Annotated in this window: 14 protein-coding genes and 1 pseudogene; 4 read left to right on the top strand and 11 right to left on the bottom strand. The window is 73.0% G+C overall.

Annotation, left to right across the window (positions count from 1 at the left end):
- Position 1: 1 nt before the first annotated feature.
- Positions 2-1,228, bottom strand: coding sequence for an FUSC family protein (locus OG767_RS08490; protein ID WP_405092907.1), 1,227 nt, complete (start codon positions 1,226-1,228; stop codon positions 2-4).
- A gap of 177 nt (positions 1,229-1,405) precedes the next feature.
- Here OG767_RS08490 and OG767_RS08485 point away from each other — a divergent pair, with 177 nt between their 5' ends.
- Both OG767_RS08485 and OG767_RS08480 read left to right on the top strand, forming a co-directional pair.
- Complete coding sequence (locus tag OG767_RS08485; protein WP_405092906.1) at positions 1,406-3,574, top strand: hypothetical protein; 2,169 nt, start codon at positions 1,406-1,408, stop codon at positions 3,572-3,574.
- A 107-nt stretch (positions 3,575-3,681) separates the two neighbouring features.
- Positions 3,682-4,665: pseudogene (locus tag OG767_RS08480) on the top strand (IS481 family transposase); the annotation flags it as partial.
- On the opposite strand, the gene OG767_RS08475 reads toward OG767_RS08480, so the two are convergent.
- The 4 genes from OG767_RS08475 to OG767_RS08460 form a co-directional block, all read right to left on the bottom strand.
- Positions 4,666-8,325, bottom strand: coding sequence for a SpoIIE family protein phosphatase (locus tag OG767_RS08475; protein ID WP_405092905.1), 3,660 nt, complete (start codon positions 8,323-8,325; stop codon positions 4,666-4,668).
- Positions 8,326-8,507: 182 nt separating this feature from the next.
- Positions 8,508-9,275 carry a 3-oxoacyl-ACP reductase gene (locus OG767_RS08470; protein ID WP_405092904.1) on the bottom strand — a complete coding sequence of 256 codons (768 nt, stop codon included), beginning with the start codon at positions 9,273-9,275 and terminating at the stop codon, positions 8,508-8,510.
- Positions 9,276-9,280: 5 nt separating this feature from the next.
- Entirely contained in the window at positions 9,281-10,627 is a 1,347-nt protein-coding gene (locus OG767_RS08465; protein ID WP_405094161.1) for an aldehyde dehydrogenase family protein, read from the bottom strand.
- 169 nt (positions 10,628-10,796) lie between these two features.
- Entirely contained in the window at positions 10,797-12,161 is a 1,365-nt protein-coding gene (locus OG767_RS08460) for a glutamine synthetase family protein (RefSeq protein WP_405092903.1), read from the bottom strand.
- An 87-nt stretch (positions 12,162-12,248) separates the two neighbouring features.
- Here OG767_RS08460 and OG767_RS08455 point away from each other — a divergent pair, with 87 nt between their 5' ends.
- Entirely contained in the window at positions 12,249-13,427 is a 1,179-nt protein-coding gene (locus tag OG767_RS08455) for a PQQ-dependent sugar dehydrogenase (RefSeq protein ID WP_405092902.1), read from the top strand.
- A gap of 214 nt (positions 13,428-13,641) precedes the next feature.
- On the opposite strand, the gene OG767_RS08450 is transcribed toward OG767_RS08455, so the two are convergent.
- Together OG767_RS08450 and OG767_RS08445 are read right to left on the bottom strand one after the other, a co-directional pair.
- Positions 13,642-15,213 (bottom strand): amino acid permease, encoded by a 1,572-nt coding sequence (locus OG767_RS08450; RefSeq protein WP_405092901.1) that lies wholly within the window; start codon positions 15,211-15,213, stop codon positions 13,642-13,644.
- Positions 15,214-15,460: 247 nt separating this feature from the next.
- Positions 15,461-16,207, bottom strand: a complete 747-nt coding sequence (locus tag OG767_RS08445; protein ID WP_405092900.1) for an MBL fold metallo-hydrolase — start codon at positions 16,205-16,207, stop codon at positions 15,461-15,463.
- 75 nt (positions 16,208-16,282) lie between these two features.
- Here OG767_RS08445 and OG767_RS08440 point away from each other — a divergent pair, with 75 nt between their 5' ends.
- Positions 16,283-17,164 carry a glycosyltransferase family 8 protein gene (locus OG767_RS08440; RefSeq protein WP_405092899.1) on the top strand — a complete coding sequence of 294 codons (882 nt, stop codon included), beginning with the start codon at positions 16,283-16,285 and terminating at the stop codon, positions 17,162-17,164.
- Between the two features lie 57 nt (positions 17,165-17,221).
- Here OG767_RS08440 and OG767_RS08435 read toward each other — a convergent pair whose 3' ends face one another.
- From OG767_RS08435 to pcaF, 4 genes are all read right to left on the bottom strand, one after another.
- On the bottom strand, positions 17,222-17,722 hold the full coding sequence (locus OG767_RS08435) for a DUF456 domain-containing protein (protein ID WP_107156000.1): 501 nt from the start codon (positions 17,720-17,722) through the stop codon (positions 17,222-17,224).
- Between the two features lie 91 nt (positions 17,723-17,813).
- Positions 17,814-19,958, bottom strand: a complete 2,145-nt coding sequence (locus OG767_RS08430; protein WP_405092898.1) for a putative bifunctional diguanylate cyclase/phosphodiesterase — start codon at positions 19,956-19,958, stop codon at positions 17,814-17,816.
- 6 nt (positions 19,959-19,964) lie between these two features.
- Complete coding sequence (locus OG767_RS08425; protein WP_107155998.1) at positions 19,965-20,783, bottom strand: SAM-dependent methyltransferase; 819 nt, start codon at positions 20,781-20,783, stop codon at positions 19,965-19,967.
- Between the two features lie 116 nt (positions 20,784-20,899).
- A complete protein-coding gene (gene pcaF, locus OG767_RS08420) occupies positions 20,900-22,105 on the bottom strand; it encodes a 3-oxoadipyl-CoA thiolase (RefSeq protein WP_405092897.1) in 1,206 nt (401 codons plus the stop codon).
- Positions 22,106-22,134 lie beyond the last annotated feature (29 nt).

Raw genomic sequence — 22,134 nt, 5'->3', positions numbered from 1 at the left:
CTCAGGGCTGCTCTCCCGCGCCGTGCGCGGGCGGCGGCCCCGGCGCCGCCGGCGGGTGACGCGGCTCCGGTCCACCGGCGTCCCTCGTGGCGTCGGGGGCGAGGTTCCGCCGCAGCTCTTCGGCGTCCTGCTTGCTCACACCGCTCGCCCGGATCGTGTTGAGGGCGATGATGATGACGTCGTTCGCCACGTTGACGCCGCCGATGAGCAGGCCGGCGCTGAGTGCCTCCTGGGCTCGGCGGATCGCGGTCAGCGCCGCGCGCTGCGAGCGGGACGGCCCGCCGGATGGCGGCGACCACTCCACGCCGACGTGCCGGACGGCCTCGGCCAGGTCGTCGACGGCCGCCGCGAGCGGCGCGGGGACCGGCTCGTCGTGGCGGAGCGCGGTCTCCAGATTGAGGGCGAGGTCGCGGGTCTGCAGCAGGGACCGCATCATCAGCCCGGCGCCGTGCCGCCAGCCCTCCAGTGAGTTGTGGTTGTGCCACCGCAAGGGCGAGATGCGGACGACCTCGACGGCCGCCGACAGCGCCGTCTGCAGGTCCGAGGTGTCGACGCCGCGCAGGGTGTCGAGAGCCTGTTTGGCCACCTCGGCGTCGCGCGTGCGGGCAGCCTCCGCCAGCCGTTTCAGTTGGGTGGCGATGTGGTCGAGCAGTGGTCGGCCGGCGCGCCTGATCCGGTGGATCGGGTGCAGGGGTAGCACGACAAGGGCGACCAGGATGCCCACCACACCGCCGACGACGCCGTCGATGAAGCGCGGCAGCGCGAGATTCGTGTTGGCCGGGGAGAGCACGGCGATGACCATGGCACTGCCGCCCACCTGGGTCACGAACGAGCCCTCGCCGCTCAGCAGCACGGCGAACAGGATCGACACGGCGACGATGGCGCCGATCTGCAGGTGCCCCTGCCCGACCCAGGAGACGAGCAGATCGCCGAGCGTGATGCCCACCGCCACGCCGGCGACCAGGAACAGCGTCCGGCGGAAGCGCTGCCCCACCGAGCTGGCGATGGTGCCGACCGCCACGGCGGGCGCGAACAGGGGCTGAGGGTTGTCCAGCACGTCGTTGGCGATCCACCACGCGCCGGCCGCGGCCACCCCCGACTGGACGGCCACGAGCAGGCTCAGCCGAAGTCGTACCACCCGGTCGTGGGCGGTGGCGGAGCCGGTACGCCGGACCTGCGCCCAGGTCGCGCCGACCGGATCGTGGGTGCGACGCCGGGTCGTACTCACCCGGATCCTCTTCTCATCATCGAACACGCTACGGCCTGCGCTTCTCTGATCCCGGCGAAAAGCGGGATCGACCGCGGCCTCCGACCGGACATGACTCGGCCGGCACCGGGTACGCACCCGCGTCCTCGACACGGGAGCGGTGACCGGGTGGCGTTGATCGAGTTACGGGTGCACGGGGTGGGAGGTCGCAGCTCCGACCGGATCCTGGGGGAACGCCCCGCCCACCTCGTCGCCGGCGACGCCGAGGCGGGGTTCTACCGGCCCGGAGCGGGACCGGAGGACCCGGAGCCCGCCGGGACCACGTGCCTGGAGGCGTACCGGTGGAACGGGCTGACCGGCGGCACGGCGGGACGGACGTTCTCGCTGGTGCTGCTGATGCCGTTCATGCTCGGCAACGTCGCGCTCTGGGCCCTGCCGTTGACCGGCCGCGCGGGCGCGCCGGCGCGGGCCCTGGTCCGACTCCTGTCCGTCTCGCTGACCACGATGTACGTGCTGGCAGTGGTCGGCGTGGCGCTCGATCTGGTCGCCTGGCAGTGCCTGAGCTATCCGCGCTGCTACGAGAACCGCCGCTTCGTCTCCTGGCTGGCCGGTCTGCCCGCCGGCTGGGAACTCGCCATCCTCGCCCTTCTCCCGCTGGCGGCGATCGCCGGACTGTGGCGCCTGGGTCGCCGGACGTGGCAGCTTCCGGAGACCGGGGCGCCCGACGACGGCGACGCCGAGATCGAGAGCCTCGACGACCCGGCGTTCTGGGACAACCGCAGCCTCGTCCGGCATCTGCGCGCCGTGCATCTGGCGGCGGCCCTGGGGACACTCGACATCGCCGTGCTCAGCGCGCTGGTGCCGCACGACCGCCGGCCCACCGGCTATCTCCTGTTCGCCGCCGTGCTGGTCGTGACCGCTGCCTCGTTGGTCACCTGCTGCCTGCCCGGCATCGAACGTCGCACCAGCACACCCCGCTTCGACATGGCGACCCGAACGCTGGCCCGCTCGTCAGGAGTCCTGACCGCCGCCGTTCTCGCCTACTCACTCGTACCCCGGAACTCCTGGGCCGCCGCGGACAACCTGCCCGGCTACGACGTGCTCGTCGCCACCGTCTACGTGAGCCAGATGGTGCTGCTCACCGCGCTTGTCGCGCTGGTCGTGGTGACCCGCCGGCACCACGTCACCGGCTCCACCGTCCTGCGCGGGCTCGCGGCGCCGGTGCTCATCCTCGTCGCGATCGGGTTCGCGGTCTCCTACTCCTCGGGCGTGGTCTACCTCTCCGCCGACTACCTCGACCGAGGGTCCAGCCCCACGCCCGCGCGTCCGACGCCGCCGGGCGCGCCGCCCCTGACCCCGCCGGTGGCCTTCCGCTGGGCGGCCCTGGGGTTCTTCCTGGCGGTGATCCTCGCGGCGGCCGTCGTCCTGACGCGCCGACTGTGGCGGCGGTCGGCGCGCCGGGCCGCGGCCATGCGGTTCGTGCGGGCCGAGCACGCCGAAGCGGACCAGGCTCCCCCCGTCCGGGTACAGGCGGCACGCGACGCGATCGTGTCGGCGCAACTCGCCGACAAGCTCGGGCCGCTGGCCCCGGCCGCCTACGCCACCCTGGCGACGATCTCGCTCGGCGCCGCCGGATCGGCGATTCTGCACGACGGTCCCGGCGACCTGGCCCGCCTGCTCGTCGGCGAGTCACTCGCCCGGCCCGTCATCTTCGTCACCGACCTCGGCGCCTACCTGATCGGCGCCTTCGCTCTCCTGCTGGGTGTCTTCGGCCTGTTCGCCTACCGGTCGAGAGGCATCCGCCTGATCGGCATCCTGTGGGAACTGGCGACCTTCTGGCCCCGGGGCGCCCATCCGCTCGCCGCGCCCTGCTACTCGGAACGGGCGGTGCCCGACCTCACCCGGCGGGTCCGGTACCTCGTCGCCGCCGGGCACACCGTCGTCCTGGCCGGCCAGAGTCACGGCAGCGTGCTCGCGGCGGTGACCGCGCTGCAACTGCCCGCGTCCGCGCGTTCCCGGGTCGCGTTGCTCACCTTCGCGTCCCCGCTGCACCGGCTCTACGCCCGCGTGTTTCCCGCCTACGTCGACGACGCGATGCTGCGCCGCATCGGCGGGGACATCCGATGGCGCTGGATCAACCTGTGGCGCCGGACCGACCCGGTCGGCGGGATGATCTTCCCGCCGGACGGCGGGTCACCGGACGATCCCGCCGCCGGCGTCGATCGTCTGGTGCGCGACCCCGCGGGGCTGACCGTGGCGCCCGGCGACACCGTGCCACCGCCGATCGAACGCCACCTGTTCCGCTTCGACGACACCTACCGCGCGGCCGTGCGCGACCTCGCCGCCCGGCTGCCCCGGGCCGACTAGTTGTTCTGTCCACGGACGTTGGTGACACGGCTCGGACCTTGAAATAGGTGAGGACCTCCGGGTGAGGTGGAGCTTGTCGAAGGTTCCGTTTCACCCGGGAGGTCCTCGTGCCCCACGCTAACGCACCCCTGACAGAACGCGGCCGGTTGCGTCTGGCGCGCTGTGTGGTCGATGACGGTTGGCCGCTTCGGCGGGCTGCCGAGCGATTCCAGGTCAGCCCGACCACAGCGAAGAGGTGGGCCGACCGGTACCGCGCCGACGGGCCGGCGGGAATGGTCGACCGGTCGAGCCGTCCGCACCGGTCACCGCGACGCACGCCGGCGCCCGTCGAGCGCAAGGTACTGCACCTGCGGGCAAAGCGGCGGTGGGGACCCGCGCGCATCGGCGGCCGACTCGGGCTGCCGGCATCGACGTGTCACGCGGTGCTGCGCCGAGCCGGGGTCGCCCGCCTCGCCCATCTGGACCGGGCCACCGGCCGGCCGGTGCGCCGCTACGAACACGCCACACCCGGCGACCTGGTCCACGTCGACGTCAAGAAACTGGGCAACATCCCCGACGGCGGCGGCTGGCGCATCCACGGCCGCGCCCGAGGCGACCGCAACAGCCGGGCCACCACGAAAGCGCGAAAAAACTCTCACCCGGTCCTCGGCTACGCCTACCTGCACACCGCCATCGACGACCACTCCCGGCTGGCCTACACCGAGATCCTCGACGACGAACGAAAGGAGACCGCCGCCGCGTTCTGGCAACGCGCACACGCCTGGTTCGCCTCCTGCGGCATCACCGTCCGACGCGTGATCACCGACAACGGCTCCTGCTACAAGTCGTTCCTCTGGCGAGACACCCTCCACACCGCCGGCATCAGCGTCAAGAAAACCCGCCCCTTCCGACCCCAAACCAACGGCAAAGTCGAACGGTTCCACCGCACCCTCGCCGACGAATGGGCCTACGCCAGGCCGTACTCCTCCGAGACCGCCCGCCGCAAAGCCCTACCCGCCTGGCTCCACGCCTACAATCACCACCGCGCCCACACCGCACTCGGCGGCCACCCACCAGCCAGCCGCGTCCCCAACCTCTCAGGGCAGAACAACTTAGTCGGCCAGCCTGCGCCGCAGCGTCAGCTCGGTGCCCTCCCCGGTCCGGGTGACGCTCATCTCCCCGAGCGCCTGGATCAGCCCCAGCCCGCGGCCCCGGAACCCCGACCCGCTGGACTCGCGCCACCGGCCGCTGTCCCGGACCGTCGCGGTCACCATGCGACCGGCGATGGTGACGTCGACCTCGATGGACGGGTCGACCGGGTCGACCGGGTGCTCGATCGCGTTCGCGGCGGCCTCCGAGATCGCCACCGTCAGGTCGAACAGGTCGGTCTCGCCGACCCGGTGGGCGACGAGGAAGTCCTCCAGGCGCTTGCGCAGCACGCTGAGCCGGGTCGGGTCGGCCGGCAGCCGCAGCGCGAACCGGTTCCGCTCGGCCGCCTCCAGCGCCAGCACCGCCACGTCGTCGTGCCGGGGCCGCCCGGCGACGCGCTCCACGACGGCGTCCACCAGGTCGGCGACGTGCTCCCCGCCGGCGGCGGCGTCGACCCGTAGCTGGCGGAGCCCGGCGTCGATGCCCTCCTCCCGGTCCTCGATCAGGCCGTCGGTGTAGAGCAGCAGCCGGCCGCCGGGGGCGAGTTCACCCTCGGCGGTCGGATAGGTGGTGCCGGGGATCGCCCCGACCGGCGGTCCGAGGGCCCGATCGTGCAGGAACGCCACATCGTCTCCGCGAATCAGCAGGGGCGAGGGATGACCCGCGCTGGCGTACCGGAGGCGGCCGGTGCGCGGGCAGAAGGTGAGGCAGACCACGGTGGCGAAGGAGCCGCTGCCGGTGGAGTGCACCAGCCGGTTGAGCCGGGTCAGCGACTCGCCCGGGTCGTAGCCCTCCAACACGTACGCCCGCAGCGCGTTGCGGAGCTGACCCATCGCGGCGGCGGCCCCCACCCCCTTGCCGACGACGTCGCCGATGACCAGCACCAGCTCGTCGTCGGGGGTGCCCACCACGTCGTACCAGTCGCCGCCGACCTCCACGTCGGCGCTGCCCGGCAGGTAGCGGCTGGCCACCAGCGCGCCGGGCAGTTGCGGCAGCGTACGCGGCAACAGGCTGTGCTGGAGCGTGGTGGCGATCCGGTGCTCGGCCTCGTAGAGCTGGGCGTTCTCCAGCCGTACGCCGACCAGCCGGGCCAGCTCGGTCAACGCCGCCTGCTCCGTGCCGCCGTCCTCCCGACGCCACACCCGCAGCTCGCCGAGCTGCTCGCCGGTGGTGCCGGTGAGCGGCAGCACCGCGGACGGTTCGGCCGGCAGGTCCCCGCCGGTGTCCTCCTCGTGGCGGACGCCGGTGGCGACCACCAGCACCCGGCCCGCCTCGGCCAGGCCGATCGCGTGTTGCGCGGCCACCCGCACCACCTCGGCGGTGGACCGGGCGGTGTTGATCGCCACCGCGGCGTCGGCGAGCGCCCGAAGCCGGCGGATGATCTGCCCGCGGAGCTGGCCCAACTCGACGTTGGCCCGGACCCGGGCGACCAGCTCCTGGCTGGAGAAGGGCTTGGTGAGGTAGTCGTCCGCGCCGGCCGACAGGCCGGCCACCTCCTCCGCCGCGCCGGCCCGCGCCGAGAGCAGCACGATCGGCACGCCCCGGGTGACCGGATTGGCGCGCAGCGCGGCGACCAGCCCGAAGCCGTCCAGCCGGGGCATCATCACGTCGGTCAGCACCAGGTCGAACGGGCTGTCCACGGCCAGCCGCAACGCCTCCACGCCGTCCGGCACGGCCACCACCTCGTACGCCGGGGAGAGCAGCCGGCTGACGTGCTCCCGCAGGTCGGGGTTGTCGTCGGCGACCAGGACACGGCCGGCGCCGCCCGGGGTGCCGGACGGCTCGGGCAGCCCGACGGGCCGGGCCACCTCGTCGGTCCAGAGCGCCGTCTCGGCGACGTACAGCCGGGCCTGCTCCGGCTCGGTCAGCGGCACCGGCGCGAGCGCGGACACCCGGTCGGCGGGCAGGTGCGCGTAGCCGAATGGCACGGTGACGGTGAACGTGGTGCCCCGTTCCACGACGCTGTGCGCGGTGACCGTGCCGCCGTGCATCTCGACCAGCTCGCGGACCAGCGCGAGCCCGATGCCGGTGCCCTCGTGGGTACGCGAGCGCGCGCCGGCCACCCGGTGGAACCGTGCGAAGACCTGTGGCAGCTCCTGCGGCGCGATGCCGACGCCGGTGTCGCTCACCTCCAGCACGGCGGCCCCGTCGCCGGGGCGTACCCGGACCACGATGTCGCCCTCGAAGGTGAACTTCACCGCGTTCGACACCAGGTTGAGGACGATCTTCTCCCACATGTCCCGGTCGACGTAGACCGGCGCCGGCAGCGGCGGGCAGTCGACCACCAGCCGCAGCCCGGCCCGCTCGGTGGCCGAGCGGAACGTGCTGGCCAGCCGGGACGTGTAGTCGGGCAGGTCGGTCGGCTGGTAGCGGGCGGCCAGCCGGCCGGACTCCAGCCGGGAGAAGTCGAGCACGGTGTTGACCAGCTTGAGCAGGCGCAGCCCGTTGCGGTGCATGACGGTCAGCCGGTCGAGGTAGCGCTCGGGCAGCTCCCGGTCGGCGAGCATGTCCTCCAGCGGCCCGAGCACCAGCGTCAGCGGGGTCCGGAACTCGTGGCTGACGTTGGCGAAGAAGTTGGTCTTGGCGCGGTCGAGCGCGGCCAGCTCGGCGGCGCGGGCGCGCTCCTGCTCGTACGCCCGCAGCTTGCCCACGGCCCGGGAGACCTGTGCGGCGACCAGGTCGACGAAGTCACGGTAGTCGTCGCTGAACGGCAGCCGGCGGGACACGCCCAGCAGCAGCGCGCCGGCCGGCTCGTTCGTCGCGGTCAGCGGCAGCAGCAGCGCCTGGTCGGCGGCGTCCGGCGGCACCGCGCCGGGCAGGTCGGCGGTGGCGACCCAGCGCGGTTCGGTCAGCGGCTCGCCGACGGGCAGGCCGGCCCAGCCGGCGAGCGTGGCCGGATCCACGCCGGCGCAGCCGGCCAGCGCCGCCGTGCCGTCGCCGTCGTGCAGCCACAGCGCGCTGAACGGCACGTCGTCGCGGTGCGCGTCGAGCACCCGCGCCACGGCCCGACCCAGCTCCAGCGTGTTCGGCACGTCGCCCAACTCGTTGCCCAGCTCGGCCAGGGCCCGCAGCCGGCGCTCGCCGAGCACCCGGCCGGTGGTCTCGTTGACGAAGCAGAAGATGCCGTTGACGGTGCCGTCCGCCTCGCGGATCGGGTCGTACGAGACGTCGAAGTAGACGTCCTCCAGGAAGCCGTGCCGGTTGATCACGAAGGGGTGGTCCTCACCCCGGTAGGGCACGCCGGTGCCGCGCACGCCGTCCAGCAGCGGGCCGAGCACGTCCCAGGTCTCCGCCCAGTGCAGCCGGGCCGACTGCCCGAGCACGGCCGGATGCTTCTCGCCGATGGTGGGCCGGTAGGCGTCGTTGTAGAAGGCCAGGTGCTCCGCGCCCCAGAACACCACCATCTGGGCGCGGGAGGCGAGCATGGTGCTCACCGCGTGGCAGAGCGCGGCGGGCCAGCCGTCCGGGGTGCCGAGCGGGGTGGTGGACCAGTCGAAGCCGCGCAGCCGCTCGCCCATCTCACCGCCGGCGGCGAACGCGGCGGTCAGCAACGGTGGGAGCGACGACCGGCCGGCTGCCGGGGACGATCGACCGGCGTCCCCGCCCCCCTGGGCCGAGCCCATGCAGCCTCCCGCTCCGGCCTTTTCCACGACGGCCGGCGCTGCTGCACCGACCGTCCCCGCCTACTACCCCGGCGAACGAGCAACGTAACGCATCCGTCGCCTTGGACGCTGGTTACCTCCGCCTCATCCTGTCGTAACCGGCGGGCCCCGGCGACCCCGGCTCGCCCCCGGGTTGATCAGCCTCACAGCGGGGTGACGTACGCGCCGGTGATGCCGCCGTCGACCACGAACTGCGCGGCGGTCATGAACGAGGCGTCGTCGCTGGCCAGGAACGCCACCGCGGCGGCGATCTCGGTCGGGTCGCCGAACCGTCCCATCGGCACGTGCACCAGCCGGCGGGCGGCCCGCTCCGGGTCCTTCGCGAACAGCTCCAGCAGCAGCGGGGTGGCGACCGGGCCGGGGCACAGCGCGTTGACCCGGATGCCCTCGCGGGCGAACTGCACGCCCAGCTCGCGGGTCATCGCCAGCACCCCGCCCTTGCTCGCCGTGTACGCGATCTGCGACGTGGCCGCGCCCATCAGCGCCACGAACGAGGCGGTGTTGATGATCGAGCCCTTGCCCTGCCGCCGCATGTGCGGGATGACGTGCTTGCAGCACAGGTAGACGCTCGTGGTGTTGACCCGCAGCACCCGCTCCCAGGCGTCCAGCCCGGTCTCCAGGATCGAGTCGTCGTCCGGCGGCGAGATGCCGGCGTTGTGGAACGACACGTCCACCCGGCCGTGGCGGTCCACCACGCCGTCGAACAGGTCGCGGACCGCCGTCTCGTCGGCCACGTCGGCGGCCACGAACTCGCCGCCCACCTCGTCGGCGGCCCGGGTGCCGGCGTCGGCGTCGATGTCCACGCAGACCACCCGCGCGCCCTCGGCGGCGAAGCGCCGCACGGTGGCCAGCCCGATGCCACTGCCCGCGCCGGTCACCACCGCCACCCGGTCGGAAAGCCGTCCCTGCACTGTGATCACTCCTCGGTGCCGATGAACACGTTCTTGACGTCGGTGAAGGCGTGCAGCGCGTCCGGACCCAGCTCCCGGCCGAGGCCGGAACGCTTCATCCCGCCGAACGGGGTCCAGTAGCGCACCGAGGAGTGCGAGTTGACGCTCAGGTTGCCGGCCTCGACCCCCCGGGCGACCCGCACGGCCCGACCCACGTCCCGGGTCCAGATCGAGCCGGAGAGGCCGTACTCGGTGTCGTTGGCGAGCCGGACCGCGTCCGCCTCGTCGTCGAACGGGAGCACCGAGACGACCGGTCCGAAGATCTCCTCGCGCCAGTGCCGGTCCGCCGGGGAGTCGGCGAGCAGCACGGTCGGGGCGTACCAGAAGCCGGGGCCGTCCGGCCGGGAGCCGGTGAACGCCACGGTCGCGCCGTCGACGTACCCGGCGACCCGGTCCCGGTGCGCGGCGGAGATCAGCGGGCCCATCTCGGCCGTCTCGCGGGCCGGGTCCTCCACCCGGAACGACCGCACGGCCGGTTCGAGCAGCTCCAGGAAGCGGTCGTACACCTGACGCTGGACCAGGATCCGGGAGCGGGCGCAGCAGTCCTGGCCGGCGTTGTCGAAGACCGCGGACGGCGCGGTGGCCGCCGCCTTCGCCAGGTCCGCGTCGGCGAAGACGATGTTCGCCGACTTGCCGCCCAGCTCCAGCGTCACCCGTTTCACCTGGTCGGCGGCGCCGGCCATGATCCGGATGCCGACCTCGGTGGAGCCGGTGAAGCAGATCTTGCGGACCGCCGGGTGGGTGACGAACCGCTCGCCGACCACGCCGCCCTGGCCGGGCAGCACGGTGAACACGCCCTCCGGCAGCCCGGCGTCGAGCGCCAGCTCGGCCAGGCGCAGCGCGGTCAGCGGCGTCAGCTCGGCCGGTTTGAGCACCACCGTGTTGCCGGCGGCCAGCGCCGGGGCGAGCCCCCAGCCGGCGATCGGCATCGGGAAGTTCCACGGCACGATCACGCCGACCACGCCCAGCGGCTCGTGGAACGTGACGTCGAGCCCGCCGGGCACCGGGATCTGCCGGCCGGTCAGCCGCTCCGGCGCGCCCGCGTAGTAGTCGAGCACGTCCCGGACGTTGCCGGCCTCCCAGCGCGCGTTGCCGACGGTGTGGCCGGAGTTGCGCACCTCCAGTTGGGCCAGCTCCTCCAGGTGGGCGTCCACCTCGGCGGCGAACCGCCGCAGCAGCCGCGCCCGGTCCCCCGGCGCCACCCGACGCCACCCCTCGTACGCGGCAGCCGCCCGCGCCACCGCCGCGTCCACCTCCGCCACGGACGCGGACGCCACCTCCGCGATCGCCGTCCCGCTGACCGGCGAGATCACCTCACCCACGCGCTCCCCCTACCCCTCGCCATCCGTCGCCCCTCGCCTCGTCGCCTCGTCGCCTCGTCGCCTCGTCGATCTTGCAGATGCTGCCCGGACAAAAGCCTCTCATGACGCGAAAGGTGGGCCGCACGTGCAAGATCGGCGAGGAGCGAGGGCGTTGGCGGGGTCAGAGGCGTTCGAAGCCACGGGTCAGCTCCCAGTCCGTGACGGCGGCGTCGAAGGCGGACAGCTCGACCTTCGCGTAGTTGGTGTAGTGGGCCACCACCTCGTCGCCGAACACCTCCGGGGCGACAGTCGAGCGCTGCCAGAGGTCGAGCGCGTCCCGCAGCGTGCCGGGGACCCGCTCGGCGGCCGGGTCGTCGTACGCGTTGCCGGTGCACTCCTCGGCCAGCTCCAGCTCGTGCTCGATGCCGTGGACCGCGCCGGCCACCAGCGCGGCGATCGCCAGGTACGGGTTGACGTCCGCCCCCGGCACCCGGTTCTCCACCCGCATCCCCTGCCCGTGCCCGACCAGCCGCAGCGCGCAGGTGCGGTTGTCGGTGCCCCAGCGCAGCGCGGTCGGCGCGAACGAACCCGGCTGGTACCGCTTGTAGGAGTTGATGTTGGGTGCGAAGAGCAGACTGAACTCGCGCATCGTGGCGAGCAGCCCGGCCAGCACCCGCTGCCCGGTCACGCTCAGGTGCGCCGGCCCGTCGCCCAGCATCGCCGACGAGCCGGACGCGTCACGCAGCGAGAAGTGGATGTGGCAGGAGTTGCCCTCCCGCGCGTTCGGCTTCGCCATGAACGTGATAGCCATGCCCTCCTGGGCGGCGATCTCCTTCGCCCCGTTCTTGTAGACGACGTGGTGGTCGGCGCAGGCCACCGCCTCGTCGTACCGGAAGGCGATCTCGTGCTGGCCGAGGTTGCACTCGCCCTTCGCGCTCTCCGGCGTCAGCCCGGCGGCGGCCATCTCGGTGCGGATGCGGCGCAGCAGCGGCTCCACCCGGGCGGTGCCGAGCAGCGAGTAGTCCACGTTGTACTGGTTCGCCGGGGTCAGGTCGCGGTAGCCGCGCGACCACGCCTCCTCGTACGAGTCGCGGTAGAGCACGAACTCCAGCTCGGTGCCGGCGTACGCGGTCAGCCCGTGCGCGGCCAGCCGGTCGAGCTGCCGGCGCAGGATCTGCCGGGGCGAGGCGACCACCGGGCCGGAGCCGTCCAGCCACTCCAGGTCGGCCAGCACCATCGCGGAGCCGGGCTGCCACGGCGTCCGGCGCAGCGTGTCCAGGTCGGGCTTCATGGCGAAGTCGCCGTAGCCGCGTTCCCAGCTCGACATCGCGTACCCGTCGACGGTGTTCATGTCGACGTCCACGGCGAGCAGGTAGTTGCAGCCCTCGCTGCCGTTCTCCAGCACGTTGTCGAGGAAGAACGGCGCGTGGATCCGCTTGCCCTGGAGGCGGCCCTGCATGTCGGTGAGGGCGAGCACCACCGTGTCGATCTCGCCCTCGGCGACGGCGACCCGCAACTGCTCCAGCGAGAACGGCGTTCTACTCATCAGGGGGCCTCCATCACCAAGGTCTACTGGCAAACCGGATCACCGTCAATGCCCCGGTGGGACCGGGTGCGAAACCGGGGAGAGCACATGCGTCGTCGGATCGTCGCGGCCGTCGTGGCCGTCGTCGCGATCGGGTTGGGCGCCACCGACGCCCGCGCCGACCGGCAGCCCACCGCCGCCCCGGACCGGCCCGCCGTCGAGACGGCGCCGCAGCCGGACCTGGTCGACCTGCGCCCGGCCGGCTTCGAGCGGCACGTCGACAGGCGGCCGGCGGTCGGCTACGACCTGACGAACCCGCAGGTGGTCGCCACCGGACTGGCGGTGCCCTGGGGGCTGGACTTCCTGCCCGACGGCAGCGCCCTGGTGGCCCAGCGGGACGCGGGCACCATCCTGCGGGTCCGCCCCGGCCGACCACCGCAGCAGGTGGCCCGGATCGCCGACGTGGTCGCCGGCGGCGAGGCGGGCCTGCTCGGGCTCGCGGTCTCCCCCACCTACCGGCGGGACGGCTGGGTGTACGCCGCCTACACCACCGCCACCGACCTCCGCGTGGTCCGGTTCCGGCTGGCCGCCACGCCGATCCCGCAGGTGCTGCTCAGCGGCATCCCCCGGGCCACGTTCCACGACGGCGGGCGGATCGCGTTCGGCCCCGACGGGCTGCTCTACGCCGGCGTCGGTGACGCCGGGGTCCCGGCCCGCGCCCAGGACCTGACCAGCCGCAACGGCAAGATCCTGCGGATCCGCCCGGACGGCGGCGTGCCGGCGGACAACCCGTTCCCCGGCTCGCCGGTCTACAGCTACGGCCACCGCAACGTGCAGGGGCTGGCCTGGGACCGGCACGGCCGGCTGTTCGCCACCGAGTTCGGGCAGAACACCTGGGACGAGGTGAACCGGATCGTGCCGGGCGGCAACTACGGCTGGCCGATCGTGGAGGGCGTCGCCGGTGACCCCCGCTTCCGGGACCCGGTCGTGGTCTGGCCACCGGCGCAGGCGTCGCCGAGCGGCGCGGCGTTCACCCGGGGCACGCTCTACGTGGCCGCGCTGCGCGGTACCCGACTCTGGGCGGTGCCGGTCGACCACGACGGCACGGTCGGCGTACCGGTGGCGGAGCTGGTCGGGACGTTCGGCCGCCTGCGTACCGTCGCGGTCGCCCCGGACGGCGCGCTCTGGGTGACCACCAGCAACCGCGAGCCGCGCGGCGTCCCACCGGCGGCCGACGACGACCGCATCCTCCGCTTCCCGCTCACCCACCGCCAACCCACACCCTGACCCCAGCGGTACGCGGACAGCCGCCCACGGCGTCAGCCACGCGCCCGCGCCCAGGCCAGGAAGCGGCGGCCCGCCGGGTCCACCGACGTCGACTGACCGACGCACCGCTCCCACGTGGCGGACAATCCCTCTCGCATGCCGGGAGTCGAAGAGATCTTGGAAGGAAATTGCCCCTCCAGGGGCCATCTCCTTCCAAGATCTCGGGGGGCGTTGGTCAGGAGGGTGGGGTGGGGGTGTCGGCGGGCAGTTCCTCGACCGTTCGGCGGGGGCCGGTGAACCAGGTGCGGGCCGAGGCGTACCACCAGATCGCGACGCCGAGCAGCACCCCGCCCACCGCCAGCGGTGCGTAGTTCACCGCCGTCCAGGAGAAGTCGGGATGACCCGGCACGCCGGCCGGGACGATCGGCAGCACGAAGTAGACCGAGATGACGGCGATCTCCACCACCGCGATCCAGCCGAGCAGCCGGTGACGGCGGCCGAGCGTCCACGGGCCCGGGACGAACCGGTCCCCCATCCGCAGCCGCAGGAAGATCGGGATGATGAACGACAGGTAGAGCCCGATCACCGCCACCGACACCACCGCGTAGAACGCGACCGGGATGCCGCCGCGCTGGTAGAGCGCGGGCAGCGTGAGCACCAGCCCGGCCAGCGTGGCGCCGATGATGGCGTTGACCGGCGTGCCGTTGCGGTTGACCTTCGACCAGAGCCGCCAGCCCGGCACCGCCCGGTCCCGGCTGAACGCGTACGCCATCCGCGACATCGAGGTCACGCAGCTCATCCCGCAGAAGAACTGCCCGATGGTGGAGATGATGATGACCACCTTGAAGAAGAACGGGGTCAGCGCCGTCTCGAAGATCGCCCCGGAGAAACCGCCCGCGTCGTTGATCGCGTCCACGTCGGTGGCGGCGAACAGGAACGCGAGCAGCAGGATCCAGCCGCCGACGGCGGAGTAGAAGATCGACCGCCACAGTCCCTGCGCGGCGGCCTTGGACGCGCCCCGGGTCTCCTCGGAGACGTGCGCGCAGGCGTCGAAGCCGGTGATCGTGTACTGCGTGAGCAGGAAGCCCAGCGGCAGCACGTAGAACCAGAACGTCAGCCCGCCGGTGTCCCCGTCGCCGAAGCCGGAGTTGTTGAACCGCTCGGTGAACACGAACTGGAAGCTCTGGTGGTCGTCCGGGACCAGGACCAGGATCAGCACCACCACGGCCGCGCCGGCCACGTGCCACCAGACCGAGACGTTCTGGAGTACGTCGATGATGCGGTGCCCGTAGATGTTGATCAGGCCGTGCAGCGCGAGGATCACCACGAACAGCCCGAAGGTCTGCTGCCCGGTGCCGGCCCAGCCGTCGACGAGCGCCGACAGCGTCAGGTTGAGGAACGTGGCGCAGCCGTAGTCGACCGAGGCGGTGACCGCGACCAGCCCGATCAGGTTGAGCCAGCCGGTGAACCAGCCGTGCACCGGCCGACCCATGGTCGCCGCCCACCAGTAGATCCCGCCCGCGGTCGGGTAGGCGGAGACCAGCTCGGCCATGCAGAACCCGATGACCAGGATGAACATCGAGATCAGCGGCCAGCCCCAGGACACGGCCACCGGGCCGCCGTTGTTCCACGCCTGGCCGAACGTGGTGAAGCAGCCGGCCAGGATCGAGATGATCGAGAACGAGATGGCGAAGTTGGAGAAGCCGCTCCACTTGCGGCGCAGCTCCTGTTTGTAGCCGAGTTCGGCGAGTCGTCGGGCGTCGTCGTCCATCGGCTGCTCGGCGGTCGGCGCGGGCGTCGTGGCCACTGCACACCTCCTCGAGGCGAGTGCTCGCAGTCTGCTCCCGCCGATCAAGGTGGTCAATACGCGTACCGGTTAAATGCGTTGTCCCGGCTCCCGGCCCGGGGCATCCTTGGAGCTGTGACCAGGCCCGACCCGACGGGCCGGCACCGGGCGCTCGGCAACGCCCGGTCCGCGGCGGCGCGCGGCGTCCACCTCTCTCTCACTGAAGTACGGCGTCTCGCCGTACCCCCGGACGCCCGCGCCGCCGCTCCTACCGACCGACGGTCACCGTCAGCCCGGGGCCGGCCACGTCCACCGGACCGGCGTACCCGCGCCGTACGGCGGCCACCGCGTCCCCCGGTTCGGTCCCCGGCCACAGATGGGTGAGCAGCACCCGCCGGGCCCCGGCCTCGGTGGCGTACCGGCCGACCTCCGCGGCGCTCGACAGGTTGCCCGCGTGCCGCGGTGGGATGTCGTCCGGGTAGGTCGCCTCCGCGATCAGCACGTCCGCCTCCCGGGCCAGGTCCACCAGGGTCGGGCTGGGTCCGGTGTCCCCGGTGTAGGCGAGCACCACGCCCGACGCCTCGAATCGTGCGCCGGCGTTCGGCACCCAGTGGGGCAGCGGGAACGTCCGCACCCCGTACGGCCCGAGGCGCAGCGTCTCCCCCGGGGTGAACTCGGTCAGGTGGTACCCCGGTTCCAGCAGGCCGGGCTCGTCGATGGCGAGCAGGTCGGCAAGGCTGCCCGTGGGCGCGTACACCGGGAGCGGTGGTCCGGACCGGTCGGTGAGCACCCGGGCCCGCGCCAACGGTTGCAGGTCCGCACAGTGGTCGGGGTGACCGTGGCTGACGTAGACGGCGTCGACCTGCTCGGCCCGCACCCGCGCCAGCAATGGTTGTAGCGTCGCGTAACCCGGGTCGATCAGCAGCCGGAAGCCATCGTGCTCGACGAGGAAACCCGAGCATGACTGGTGGGCGGTGGGGAAGGCGCCCAACCCGCCCAGGACGGTGATCCGCACCAGCCGACCGTACCTGTTCCCCCTTGACAGGGGGGCTGTGGTTGTCAACACGTCTACAACGTTATAAATTGACAGGTGTTCACCCCGACCGAGGAGGTAATCCTGGACTGCGCACTGGCCTTCGACGCCACCTACGCCCCGCACGCGGCGGTCGTGATGTCCACCGTCGCCGCCCAGATGCCGACCGAACCGCTGCGGTTCTGGCTGGCCGCCGACGACGACGTCACCGAGCCGGCCCGGGCCTCGCTGACCCGGGCGGCCCGGCACGCCACCGTCACCTTCCTGACCGTGGACCCCCCACCGATCCGCCTGCCCGGATCCCGCGAGCCCCACCTGAGCTACCTCTCCGCCGCCATGTACCTGCGGCTGCTGATCCCGCACGCCCTGCCCCCGGGCGTCGACCGGCTGCTCTACCTCGACTCCGACGTGCTCTGCACCGGCTCCCTGGCGCCGTTGCGCGACGTCGACCTGGGCGACAAGCCGGTCGGCGCGGTCCGGGACGCGTTCACCCGCCGCCTCATCGACAACGGCGGCCTGCCCGGCATCTACGGCTACCGTGACCTCGACGCCCAGGCTCCGTACCTGAACTCCGGGGTGCTGCTCATCGACGTGCCACGGTGGCGGGAACTCGAGATCACCGCCGCGGCGCTCGACTACATCGCCCGCCACGCCCACGAGGCGCGTTTCCCGGACCAGGACGCGCTCAACCACGCGGTCTACGGCCGGTGGACCCGGCTCCCCAAGCGCTGGAACCACATGATGGCGTGGCGGCTCGACCCGACCGTCGGCGGGAGCATCACGGACGCGTCCGTCATCCACTTCGCCGGCCCGGTGAAGCCCTGGCATCCGACCTTCCCGGACGGCGTGTTCCGGCAGCTCTACCGCAGGCACAGTCGTCGCACCGATCTGGTCACCGCCCGGCCCCGGGCAGGATCACTCACCGCTTCCCGCCGGTGACGAACGCTTCGCCCCCGACCCCGACCAGGACCGCCGCGCGGTGGCGGGTGTCGTGCCTCAGGCGAACAGCAGGCCCGCCACCCAGAGCGCGGCGATCACCATGCCCGCCATGAACTCGACAAGCATGGACAGGCCGGCCGCCTTGAGCGCCTGCACGGTGGCCGGCCAGGCCAGCCGGTTGCTGCCCAGCCGCAGCAGCTCCGCGCCCCAGATCCCGGCGATGAAGCCGATCGGCAGCCCGACCACCGGGATGACGAAGAACCCGACCACGCCGAGCAGCGCGCCGGCCAGCAGCGACCGGGTGGGCACACCGGTGCGCTTCAGGTTCCGCCCCGGCCAGAGGTACTTGACCACGGTGCCACCGGCGGCGACCACGGTCGCGGCGGCGAGCACCGCCCAGCGGCCCGGGCCGGCGTCGCCGAACAGCGCCCACACCAGCACACCGCCCCAGCACAGCGGCAGCGCCGGCAGGCCGGGCACCACCACGCCGGCCAACCCGGCCAGGATCGCCAGCGCGGCGACCACCGACACCACGGCCTGCGAATCGGTCAGACTCACGAGTTCTCTCTTCTCTGCGCGGGCGGTGCGTAAACCGAGATGTTAAGCGGGGGCCCCTCCTCTACCGGAGGCGTTAAGCGGGGGCCCTTCCTTAAGCCGCCAGGCGGGCGCGGATGGCGTCGGCGGGCATCGGGGCGCCGAACCAGCGGCCCTGGCCGGTGTCGCAGCGCAACGCCCGCAGCCGCTCGGCCTGCACCTCGGTCTCCACCGCCTCGGCCGTCACCGACAGCTCCAACGCGTGCGCCAACCGGACCAGCGCGTCGACGATCCGCTCGTCGCGGTGGTCGGCGACCGCGCCGTCACCGCGGATGCCCTCGACGAACGGGCCGGCCAGCTTCACGCAGTGGATCGGCAGGCGACGCAGGTACGCCAGGTTCGAGTAGCCGGTGCCGAAGTCGTCGATGGCCAACCGCAACCCGAGGTCGGCGAGCTGGTGCAGGGCCCGCAGCGGCTCACCCGCGCTGCCCATCACCGCGCTCTCGGTCAGTTCGAGCTGGAGCAGCTCGGCGGGGAGGCCGGTGTGCTGCAACGCCTCCGCCACGGTCTCCACGATGGCCGGGTCGTCGGCCTGCCGGGCGGCCAGGTTGACGCTGACCACCGGCGTCGACTCGCCGAAGGCGCGCCGCCACGACTCGGCGTCCCGGCAGGCCTGGCGCAGCACCCAGGCGCCGAGCCGGACGATCAGGCCGGTCTCCTCGGCCAGGCCGATGAAGCGGTCCGGCCCGAGCAGCCCCAGCTCCGGGTGCTGCCAGCGGACCAGCGCCTCGACCGCCACCATGGTGCCGTCCAACAGCGACACGATCGGCTGGTAGTGCAGCACGAACTCGCCCCGGTCCAGGGCGGCGGGCAGGTTGGCGGCCAGCGCCGACCGGGCGATGTCGGCGGCGCTGCGCTCCGGGTCGTACACCGCCCAGCGGCCCCGCCCCTCGGCCTTGGCCCAGTAGAGCGTGGTGTCGGCGGCCTTCATCAACTCCCCGGCGCTGGTCTCCGCCGCCGGGCAGTCCACGATGCCGATGCTGGCCGAGACGGCGAGCTGCTGGTCGGCGACGTGCACCGGGGCGGAGACCGCGGCCAGCGCCAGCTCGGCCACCTCGACCGCGTCGTCGAGACCGCCGCCGGAGTCGACCAGGATGACGAACTCGTCGCCGCCCATCCGGGCCACCAGGTGCCCACGGCCGGCCACGCAGTCGCTGAGCCGTCGGGCGATCACCTGGAGCAGCCGGTCACCGAGGTCGTGGCCGAGGCTGTCGTTGACCGCCTTGAACCCGTCCAGGTCGATGAAGCAGAGCCCGACGCGCTGCTCGGGCCCGGCCGCGGCGAAGACACCACCGAGCGTCTCGAAGAACAGCGTCCGGTTGGGCAGGCCGGTCAGCGGGTCGTGCAGCGCCTGGAAACGCAGCCGCTGCTGCAACTCGTACCGCTGGGTGATGTCCTCGATCATGGCGACGGTGAACCGGGGCCGGCCGTCGTCGTACCGGATCAGCGACACGGCCAGGTCGGTCCAGACCACGCTGCCGTCCTTGCGGTAGTAGCGCTTCTCCACCCGGGCGCTGTCCCGCTTGCCCTCGACCAGCTCCTGGTAGAGCTCCCACATGCCGGCCGCGTCGTCGGCGTGGGCCAGCGCGGACACGTTCATCTGCCGCATCTCCGCGACCGTGTAGCCGAGCATGTCCGCGAAGGACTGGTTGACCTCGATGATGTGCCCGTCCACGCCGGCGATGCCGATGCCGATGGCGGCGCCGGTGAAGACCGCCCGGAACCGCGCCTCGCTGTCCCGCAACGCCTGCTCGACGGCGTCCCGGGCCTGCCAGGCGGAGCGGGCGATCCGTTCCTGCTGGCTGAACACCCGGTCCCGCAGCGCCCGGCTGAACCCGGCGGCGACCGCGCCCTGCAACGAGGCGATCCGTTCCCGCAGCTCGGGCAGATCCTCGCGGGCCGGCAGCACCCAGGGCAGGAACCGGTCGCCGAGCGCCTGCACCGACCAGTCGAGCACGCCGGGCTCGGTCAGGTGCGCCTCCACCAGGGCCCGCCCCACCTCCTCCGCCGGCCGGGCGGAGAAGGTGGGCGCCCGCAACGCGCGGGCCAGCCGCTCGGTGAGCGACACCAGCAGGCGCTCGGTCTCGGCCGCGCTCAGCGGCACGAAACCGATGCGCCGCACCGCCCGGGCCCACTCGGCGGCGTACGCCGTGGCGCCGGGCCGGCTGAAGTCATCCCCGACGGGCTCCGGGGCGGGCACGTCGGCTCACCCGGCAGCGCGGTCGTGCCGGGCGACGCCGCCGAACGCCCCGAATCGTTCCGGGTGCTCGTCCACGTCCGAGGGGGAGTCGGGCCGCCAGAGCGGCATGTGCACCACGCCCGGTTCGAGGATCGTCCAGTCACCGAAGAAGCCGGTGATCTCGGCCCGCGAGCGGAGCGTGATCTCGGTGGCGGTACGCGCCGACAGCCGCTGCGCGTCCAGCATCTCCTGCGGCTGGTCCTCGAACGTGGAGTGCGAGACGACCAGGAAACTGCCCGGCGCGGCGGCGGCCCGCAGGGTGGCCAGGATGTCGGCCGGGCGGTCGGCGTCCGGCACGAAGTGCACCACGCCGGCGAGCAGGATGCCCAGCGGCCGGTCGAAGTCGATCAGGCCGCCGGCCCGGGCCTGGTCCAGGATCAGCTTCGGCTCGCGCAGGTCGGCCAGGAGCGCGGTGGCCCGGTCGTTGCCGGCCAGCAGCTCGTGGCTGTGCGCCACCGCCACCGGGTCGATGTCGACGTAGACGATCCGGGCCTCGGGGTTCGCGGCCTGGGCGACCTCGTGCACGTTGCCGACGGTGGGGATGCCGGAGCCGATGTCGAGGAACTGGTCGATGCCGGCGTCGAGCAGCACCCGCACCGCCCGGCGCAGGAACTCCCGCCCGGAACGCATGGTGGCCGCCAGGTTCGGCGTCATGGCCGCGATCTGCTCGGCGAGCTGCCGGTCGATCTCGAAGTTGTGCGCCCCGCCGAGGAAGTAGTCGTAGACCCGGGCGGCGCTGGGCCGGCTCAGGTCGATCCCGGCGGGAGGTCCGTCCGACGTCTGCATCGTGCGATCTCCCCGGTCGTCACCCGCCCGGTGGGGCGGATCATGTGGTCCAGCCCACTCTATGCGCGCCGGACCGGCAACGGGAGATCCACTTCTCGCGATGCCGCCGTCCGGGCTCAGCCGGCCGACTCCAGCAGCAGCGAGATGCCCTGACCGACGCCGACGCACATGGTGGCGAGCGCCCGCCGACCACCCCGGCGGCGCAGCTCCAGCGCGGCGGTCAACGCCAGCCGGGCGCCACTGGCGCCGAGCGGGTGGCCCAGCGCGATGGCCCCGCCGTTCGGGTTGACGTGCTCGGCGTCCTCCGGCAGGCCCAGCTCCCGCAGCACCGCCACGGACTGCGCGGCGAACGCCTCGTTCAGCTCGATCACGTCGACGTCGGCCAGCGTGAGGCCCTGGCGGTCGAGCAGCTTCCGGGTCGCCGGGACCGGCCCGATCCCCATGATCCGTGGCGGGACGCCGGCCGCCGCCGCGCCGCGTACCCGGGCCAGCGGGGTGAGGCCGTGGCGCTCGACGGCGGCCGCGGAGGCGACCAGCAGCGCCACCGCGCCGTCGTTGACGCCGGAGGAGTTGCCGGCGGTCACCGTGCCGCCGGCGCGGAACGGGGTGGGCAGCGCGGCCAGCTTCTCCGGCGTGGTCTCCCGCGGGTGCTCGTCGACCTCGACGAGCTTCGTCTCCCGCTTGCCGGCCGGCACGGTCACGCCGACGATCTCCTCGGCCAGCCGGCCGTCGGCCTGCGCCTTGGCGGCCCGCTGCTGCGAGCGGTACGCGAACGCGTCCTGCGCGGCGCGGTCCACGCCGAACTCGGCGGCCACGTTCTCCGCCGTCTCCGGCATCGAGTCGATGCCCCAGCCGCGCTCCATCAGCGGGTTGACCAGCCGCCATCCGATGGTGGTGTCGTAGACCTCGGCGGTGCGGGCGAACGGCGTGGTCGCCTTCGGCATCACGAACGGCGCGCGGCTCATGCTCTCCACGCCGCCGGCCACCACCAGGTCGGCGTCCCCGGCGACGATGGCGCGGGCGGCGGAGGCGAGCGCGTCCAGGCCGGAGCCGCAGAGCCGGTTGACGGTGCTGCCCGGCACCTCCGCCGGCAGGCCACCGAGCAGCGCGGCCATCCGGGCCACGTTGCGGTTGTCCTCGCCGGCCTGGTTGGCGCAGCCGAGGATCACGTCGTCGGTGCGGGCCCAGTCGACCGACGGGTGCCGCGCCACCAGCTCGCGGATCACGTGCGCGGCGAGGTCGTCGGGGCGGACCCCGGCGAGGGCGCCGGCGTACCGGCCGATCGGGGTGCGGACTCCGGCAACGAGGTAGGCCACGGTCATCGCGCGCACGTCCTTCGGGGGTGGGAAGG

Origin of the sequence: Micromonospora sp. NBC_01392, assembly GCF_045040125.1 — a bacterium.
Taxonomy (GTDB): Bacteria; Actinomycetota; Actinomycetes; order Mycobacteriales; family Micromonosporaceae; genus Micromonospora.
This window is presented reverse-complemented; position numbering and strand designations above follow the sequence as displayed.

Bases quoted from the DNA above. Each gene is read 5' to 3' on its own strand.
- OG767_RS08475 (WP_405092905.1), bottom strand. From the start codon at position 8,325: ATGGGCTCGGCCCAGGGGGGCGGGGACGCCGGTCGATCGTCCCCGGCA.
- OG767_RS08460 (WP_405092903.1), bottom strand. From the start codon at position 12,161: ATGAGTAGAACGCCGTTCTCGCTGGAGCAGTTGCGGGTCGCCGTCGCC.
- OG767_RS08455 (WP_405092902.1), top strand. From the start codon at position 12,249: ATGCGTCGTCGGATCGTCGCGGCCGTCGTGGCCGTCGTCGCGATCGGG.
- OG767_RS08425 (WP_107155998.1), bottom strand. From the start codon at position 20,783: ATGCAGACGTCGGACGGACCTCCCGCCGGGATCGACCTGAGCCGGCCC.
- pcaF (WP_405092897.1), bottom strand. From the start codon at position 22,105: ATGACCGTGGCCTACCTCGTTGCCGGAGTCCGCACCCCGATCGGCCGG.